The organism is Pseudomonas sp. E45-MNA-CIBAN-0222 (assembly GCF_040310405.1).
Taxonomy (GTDB): Bacteria; Pseudomonadota; Gammaproteobacteria; order Pseudomonadales; family Pseudomonadaceae; genus Stutzerimonas; species Stutzerimonas stutzeri_AC.
The window spans coordinates 1-261 of sequence record NZ_JBEOPU010000141.1; the positions used below are offsets into that span (position 1 = coordinate 1).

Below are 261 nucleotides of genomic sequence, written 5' to 3' on the forward strand. Positions count from 1 at the left end.
TCGCCGTCCCACTTGACGCTTTCGATGCGCGTCTCGAACGTGTCGAGCCACGCGGACGGCACGCACAGGTCCGCGAGCTTCGCGGTCAGCGCGTCGGCGCCCGACAGCATCGCACCGGTCAGCCCGACGTACAGTTCGAGTTCGGCCGGCATGCCCGACAGGAAATGCGTGGCGCCGACGTCGGGCACGAGGCCGATGCGCGTTTCCGGCATCGCGATCTTGCTGCGCTCGGTCGCGACGCGCAGCGCCGCGCCCTGCGCG

1 protein-coding gene is annotated in these 261 nt (G+C 70.9%); it reads right to left on the reverse strand.

Annotation, left to right across the window (positions count from 1 at the left end; translation table 11 throughout):
* The coding region (locus tag AAEZ08_RS23080) for an enoyl-CoA hydratase/isomerase family protein (RefSeq protein WP_500125202.1) at nucleotides 1-261 on the reverse strand (261 nt) is incomplete at both ends.